This window comes from Pseudoalteromonas sp. SG45-1, from assembly GCF_014164135.1.
GTDB lineage: Bacteria > Pseudomonadota > Gammaproteobacteria > Enterobacterales > Alteromonadaceae > Pseudoalteromonas > Pseudoalteromonas distincta.
Window position 1 is genome coordinate 1 of record NZ_JACJEP010000050.1, and the last position, 5,851, is coordinate 5,851.

Consider the following 5,851-nt stretch of genomic DNA (forward strand, 5'->3'; position numbering starts at 1 on the left):
TGTTTTAAAATAATAACAATAAAAATCATCTCATAAAAATAAGAAAGCTTGTTATAACAAGTCACTGAAAGAAATTAGACCACCGTAACTGGTGGTTTTTTATTGCCTAAAATAAAATCCCTCGCCTCGGTTTATATAAAAAGGTACAACCCTCAAAGTAGCTCAACTTTACTTGTTGATATACGCGCAAATTAAATATATCTTGATGTACATAAACTTATTATATTTTAAATTAAAAACCAACCCAGCTAGGAGAACAGTTATGCTGACGCGTGTAGAAAAAGCTCAACAGAAATGGGGTGGTAGCCACACAGTAATTGATAAATGGCTAAACGAACGCCAAGAACTTATTGTACTTTACTGCAAAATTGCAGGCTTTACGCCATACGAAAAGCAAGATCAAGCATTGCCAGAGCCAAAACTAATTGAATCATTTTGCCAGCTTTTAATGGATTACCTATCTGCAGGCCATTTTGAAGTATATGACGATATAGCAAAAGCATGCGAAAAAAAGGGCTTACAAAGCCAAGAGCTTGCAAACTCTATTTACCCGCGTATTTCTAGCACAACCGATGTGGCGTTAGATTTTAATGATAAGTACGCAGAAGTAGATAAAGAAGACTTATTGAAAGATTTTGATAATGACTTATCTGTTATTGGTGAGGCATTAGAAGCTCGTTTTGCACTTGAAGATGAGCTTATTGATAACTTGTTTTCTAATCACACGAATTAATACGTTACTTACGCATATTAAAAAAGGGACCTAAGGTCCCTTTTTGCATTTACACAATAAGCTTATTATTGTGCTGGTGCTTCTTCATTTTGAATTTCAAGTAATTCAACTTCAAATACAAGTGTTGAATTAGCTGGAATCTTACCTAAGTCACGGTCACCGTAAGCAAGTTCTGAAGGAATAGTGAACTTGTACTTAGAACCCACTGACATAAGTTGTAAACCTTCAGTCCAACCCGCAATTACGCGGTTAAGAGGGAAAGTTGTCGGTTCGTTACGCGCATATGAGCTATCAAACTCAGTACCATCTAATAAAGTCCCTTTGTAGTGTACTTTAACTACATCAGTTGCCACTGGCTTTTCGCCATCGCCTTCGCTAAGTACTTCGTACTGCAGACCAGACTCAGTTACTGTAACGCCTTCTTTTTTAGCGTTGTCAGCTAGGTATTTAGCGCCTGCTTCTTTACTTTTTTCAGACTCTACTTTAGCTTTTTCTTCTTGCTTAGTACGTACTGATGTATCTAGTGCAGTTAATACTTCGCGAATTTTTTCTTCGTCAATTTTTGCATTGCCAGCAAGCGCATCTTCAAAACCACGAATTAAAAGTGCTTGGTCTAGTTCAATACCAATTTCTGTTTTGTCTGCTAGGTCTTTATTTAAAAAGTTACCTACAGATGCACCAATACCGTATGCTTGTTGCTGTTCTACAGTGTCTAATTTAACTTCAGCTTGTTCTTTTTTTGCTTCTTGATTACAAGCTGTAAGCGCTAAAACTGACGCTGCAATCAATGACAATCTAATCGTCTTTTTCATTTTAAATCTCCGACATACTTTGCAGTTGTCATTTTAATGTATTATTACTAGTGAAAGATTAACGGCCCACATGATAGGCTGCTTGTTTAATGACTAAATTCCATATTGTTAGCTAAACTAAAAACATATCCAGTGATTAGACAAACAACCTAGGCATTTAACGCGTCCTAGTCTAACCTCTCAGTCACTAAGAGTTAAGGGGAAATACCTGTAATATGTCGATATTTCGTACTTTTTTAATCGTATTTAGCTGTTTTTTAGCCATCGCCTGTACCGATAAAAAACAACACGCTGTAGCAAGTTACGAACATGCTGCACAAGGTGCGTTTTCATCAACAGTTTCAAACGATGGTAAATACAGTTTGATCTCCTCTATCAACCATGGGGTCGCCCTGTGGGATAATCAACAGCAGGTGCTAAAATACCAATGGTTTCAGCAGCAGTCACAAGACAGCCTAGTGTACGCTGTTGCCATTGCTTTTGATAACAGCGTGGCAGTTACCGCCGAAAAAACCACATTTGCTGTGTGGGATATAACCACAGGCAAAAATAAAGGTTATTACAAAATACAAAAAGCCAGTATTCGCGATATCGCCATTAGCAATCAAGGCCGTAGTGTTTTATACGGCCGTAGCGACGGCGTTGTCGTATTTGTAAACCTAGAAACCGGGCGTCGTATTGAGTTTTTAGGTCATCAAGATAAAGTTAACACCGTTGACCTTTCACCTAACGGACGCTTTGCCTTAAGTGGCTCTAACGATTATGTTGCTTACTTTTGGGATACACGTACAGGTCAAGTAATTCATCGTTTTAATCACCCAACGCGTGTTACCCAAGTGACGCTCGATCCACAAGGTCGCTATGCGTTTACGGCCGATAGTATGGCACAAGCAAATGTATGGAAGCTGACTACAGGTGATCTTGTGAGTAAACTGAAGTATATTGCGCGTCAGAAAATTTTTACTGCTGTGCGTTTTAACGAACAAGGCACTTTGCTTGCAACCGGCTCGCCAAATAAGCGCGTAGATTTGTGGCAAATACCAAGCGGTGAAAAAATTCAAACTTGGCAGGTTACCCCGCGCGAAGGCAGTAAGCCTAAATCGGCGGTGGTGCTAGATGTGACATTTACAGATAACGGTAAGTCGTTGTTAACCGAAAGCTCCAGCGGGATCGCAGAGCGATTTATTATACGAGAGAATAATGAACACAATTGAACATCGCTTAATGGAACTTGAAGCCAAAGTGGCTTTTCAAGACGAAACGATTGAAGTCTTAAATGATGAAATAAAAGTGCACCAACAGCTGTTAGCAAAAATGAAACGCCAAACCGAGCTGCTAGCAGAGAAAATTAAAGAGTCGCAGTCATCATCGTCTATGATGTCTGAAGTACCTGAGCCACCTCCACCGCATTACTAAAACCGGTAAAAATTAGGCAATAAAAAAACCGGGTTAGTCGCCCGGTTTAAACACACCAATTACTTGTTCAAATTGGCGAGTAGACGCCTGAACAGCGTTATCGGGTTGCGCCATTTTATGACCACACTCAACACACTCTACTTTTTCAACATCATGTTCTCTGTATAGCATCATAGTATCCATGGCTTTGCAGTCAGGGCACGATGCACCAGCAATAAATCGCTTCTTTTGTCTCACAACATTTTTCCTGTGGTTTGAACTGCTGTCATTTTATCGTATAACTTCACTTGTTGATACGCTTGATAAGAGCATTAAGTTCTATGTTATGATAGCGCCAACTTAACAAGGGCACAGCAAAGTAACGCATTCATGATCCAAATCTCAGAAATAGAACTACTTCGTGGCGGTAAAGCCTTATTAAAAAATGCATCAGCTACGTTATTTCCAGAACATAAAGTAGGCCTTGTTGGCGCTAATGGTTGTGGAAAGTCAACGTTATTTGGTTTACTAAAATCTGAATTGCAACTCGATGCTGGTAATTGCAGTATTCCCAAAGATTGGTCTATTGCCTCGGTAAAACAAGAAACCCCCGCCCTTGAAATAAGCGCAATTGATTATGTACTTCAAGGCCACCCAGAATACTACGCAATGCGTATAGCACTGCGTGAGGCCGAGAAAAACAACGATGGCGACACACAAGCCAAAGTACATATTCAGCTTGAAAACATTAAAGGCTACAGCATTGAATCAACCGCAGGTGAGCTATTACATGGCCTAGGCTTTGCCAATAACCTTATAGAAAACCCTGTAAGCTCGTTTTCGGGTGGTTGGCGTATGCGTTTAAACCTTGCCCAAGCATTAATACGCGACGCCGATTTACTATTACTCGATGAGCCAACAAACCACCTTGATTTAGATGCTGTTTATTGGCTTGAGCGTTTTTTACGTGCTTACACTGGCACCCTTGTACTTATATCGCATGACCGTGAGTTTTTAGATGCGGTGGTTGATCAAATTTGGCATGTAGATAAGCAACTTATCAACGTGTACAAAGGTAACTACTCGCAGTTTGAACGCCAAAAAGCTGAGCGCTTACTACAACAACAAGCAATGTTTGATAAGCAACAAGATCAAATTGCGCACCTTGAGCAGTTTATAACGCGTTTTAAAGCAAAAGCCAGTAAAGCTAAACAAGCACAAAGCCGTGTAAAAGCACTTGAACGCATGGAAAAACTAGCGCCGGCACATGCCGACTCGCCATTTAACTTTGAGTTTGCAGAGCCAAAAGCATTACCAAACCCACTAATGACAATAGATAAAGCCAAAGCGGGTTATGGTGACGTCACTATTTTAAATAATATAGAGCTAAACCTTGTACCAGGTAGCCGAATTGCTTTACTTGGTAGAAATGGTGCGGGTAAATCAACGCTAATTAAACTCCTTTCTGGTGATTTAGAGCCGCAAGCTGGCGAAGTTATTCAGCATCACGGTTTAAATATTGGTTACTTTGCGCAGCATCAGCTGGAATCTCTTGATTTAAAAGCCAGTGCAATAATGCATTTACAACGCCTCGACCCAAAAGCTACTGAGCAATCACTACGTGACTTTTTAGGTGGTTTTGCCTTTATTGGCGATAAAGCCCTTGAGCCTGTAGCCCCATTTTCGGGCGGCGAAAAAGCACGTTTAGTACTTGCTATGTTGGTATATCAAAAACCAAACTTATTACTACTCGATGAGCCAACTAACCACCTTGATTTAGAAATGCGCCATGCACTTGTTATGGCACTACAAGGCTTTGAAGGCGCTATGGTTACCGTATCGCATGATCGCCATATGCTTAAAAACACCGCCGACGAGTTTTACTTAGTAGATGGCGGCAAAGTAACCCAGTTTGGTTACGACTTAGATGCGTATTATCAGTGGTTACTGAATGCCAATAAAGAAGCGGTTAAAGCGCAGCAAAACGACGAGCCTAAAGCAAACCCAGGTGTTAACCGTAAAGAGCAAAAGCGCTTAGAAGCTGAATTTAGAAAAGCCACTCAGCCACTTAAAAAGCAAATTGAAAAGCTGGAAAAGCAACTCGATAAATTTACTGCAGAGCTTAGCGAAGTTGAAGTAGCCCTTGGCGACAACGAACTCTACAACGATGATAACAAAGCCAAGCTTAAAGAGTTATTAGCTAAGCAAGCAACGCTTACACCTAAACTTAACGACATTGAAGAAGAGCTACTTATGGCACTTGAAGAAATGGAAGAAAAAGAGCAGGCATTCGCCGATGAACTTGCTCAATAGCGACCATTTTTGGCAATTTGCGTGCACCTTGTACGCAAAGCCTGAGCAACAAAAAACCTTGCTGGCACTACAAAACCAGCAAGGAAAAAATGTTAATTTATGCTTATTACTGCTTTATTTAGATTCATTAAATTTAAGTGTTAATGCCCAACAGTTAAATGAGTTAATAAATGTAACTAGTGAGTTTGATACTCACGCATTACAGCCTCTGCGCGCCGCACGCAGCTATTTAAAAGCTAATCAGAATACGTTAAATGATTACGCCACAATACGCGAAGAGTTGCTAAGCGCTGAGCTGAAGCTTGAAAAACAACAGCAACATATGTTGATTGAAACAGTAAATCAGCTCGAATTAGTCAAACTTTCAGAGCCAAACAACATTGAGCTATATGTGAAAGCCACTTAGGATATTAGTTTTTATACCCTCCTCCACTTCTTATTTTCTTTGTGCAAAAAACCTTCAAGTAATTTACTCACAAAGAGGTTAAGAGGCGCTTCGCTTTTAGAGGAAAACAAACTAAATTATCCAGGTAAAAATATAAATATTGAGCAGTTATTTGGCTCAAGTAGTTTATTGCTCTACCCTCATTTACTTCTC

General features: G+C 40.0%; 7 protein-coding genes. 5 read left to right on the forward strand and 2 right to left on the reverse strand.

Annotated features, from left to right (window positions below; genetic code table 11):
• Positions 1–262 precede the first annotated feature (262 nt).
• A complete protein-coding gene (gene rsd, locus H5117_RS20020) occupies positions 263–733 on the forward strand; it encodes a sigma D regulator (protein ID WP_138489928.1) in 471 nt (156 codons plus the stop codon).
• Between the two features lie 65 nt (positions 734–798).
• Here rsd and fkpA read toward each other — a convergent pair whose 3' ends face one another.
• Entirely contained in the window at positions 799–1,545 is a 747-nt protein-coding gene (gene fkpA / locus H5117_RS20025) for an FKBP-type peptidyl-prolyl cis-trans isomerase (protein ID WP_004335950.1), read from the reverse strand.
• A gap of 215 nt (positions 1,546–1,760) precedes the next feature.
• Here fkpA and H5117_RS20030 point away from each other — a divergent pair, with 215 nt between their 5' ends.
• Both H5117_RS20030 and H5117_RS20035 read left to right on the forward strand, forming a co-directional pair.
• Positions 1,761–2,759, forward strand: coding sequence for a WD40 repeat domain-containing protein (locus H5117_RS20030; RefSeq protein WP_138489926.1), 999 nt, complete (start codon positions 1,761–1,763; stop codon positions 2,757–2,759).
• Positions 2,746–2,961, forward strand: a complete 216-nt coding sequence (locus H5117_RS20035; protein WP_004335946.1) for a SlyX family protein — start codon at positions 2,746–2,748, stop codon at positions 2,959–2,961. Before H5117_RS20030 ends, H5117_RS20035 begins: the two co-directional genes overlap by 14 nt.
• 33 nt (positions 2,962–2,994) lie before the next feature.
• On the opposite strand, the gene H5117_RS20040 is transcribed toward H5117_RS20035, so the two are convergent.
• Entirely contained in the window at positions 2,995–3,198 is a 204-nt protein-coding gene (locus tag H5117_RS20040) for a YheV family putative zinc ribbon protein (RefSeq protein ID WP_007378899.1), read from the reverse strand.
• Positions 3,199–3,330: 132 nt separating this feature from the next.
• Between H5117_RS20040 and H5117_RS20045 the strand changes: the two genes are divergently transcribed.
• Both H5117_RS20045 and H5117_RS20050 read left to right on the forward strand, forming a co-directional pair.
• Positions 3,331–5,253, forward strand: a complete 1,923-nt coding sequence (locus H5117_RS20045) for an ATP-binding cassette domain-containing protein (protein ID WP_182738989.1) — start codon at positions 3,331–3,333, stop codon at positions 5,251–5,253.
• Positions 5,237–5,659, forward strand: a complete 423-nt coding sequence (locus H5117_RS20050) for a TIGR02444 family protein (protein WP_182738990.1) — start codon at positions 5,237–5,239, stop codon at positions 5,657–5,659. The genes H5117_RS20045 and H5117_RS20050 overlap by 17 nt, the downstream gene beginning before the upstream one ends.
• The last annotated feature ends 192 nt before the right edge of the window (positions 5,660–5,851 follow it).

Excerpts from the sequence above, each read along its gene's own strand:
- fkpA (WP_004335950.1), bottom strand. The coding sequence starts at position 1,545 with ATGAAAAAGACGATTAGATTGTCATTGATTGCAGCGTCAGTTTTAGCG.
- rsd (WP_138489928.1), top strand. The coding sequence starts at position 263 with ATGCTGACGCGTGTAGAAAAAGCTCAACAGAAATGGGGTGGTAGCCAC.
- H5117_RS20050 (WP_182738990.1), top strand. The coding sequence starts at position 5,237 with ATGAACTTGCTCAATAGCGACCATTTTTGGCAATTTGCGTGCACCTTG.
- H5117_RS20045 (WP_182738989.1), top strand. The coding sequence starts at position 3,331 with ATGATCCAAATCTCAGAAATAGAACTACTTCGTGGCGGTAAAGCCTTA.
- H5117_RS20030 (WP_138489926.1), top strand. The coding sequence starts at position 1,761 with ATGTCGATATTTCGTACTTTTTTAATCGTATTTAGCTGTTTTTTAGCC.
- H5117_RS20035 (WP_004335946.1), top strand. The coding sequence starts at position 2,746 with ATGAACACAATTGAACATCGCTTAATGGAACTTGAAGCCAAAGTGGCT.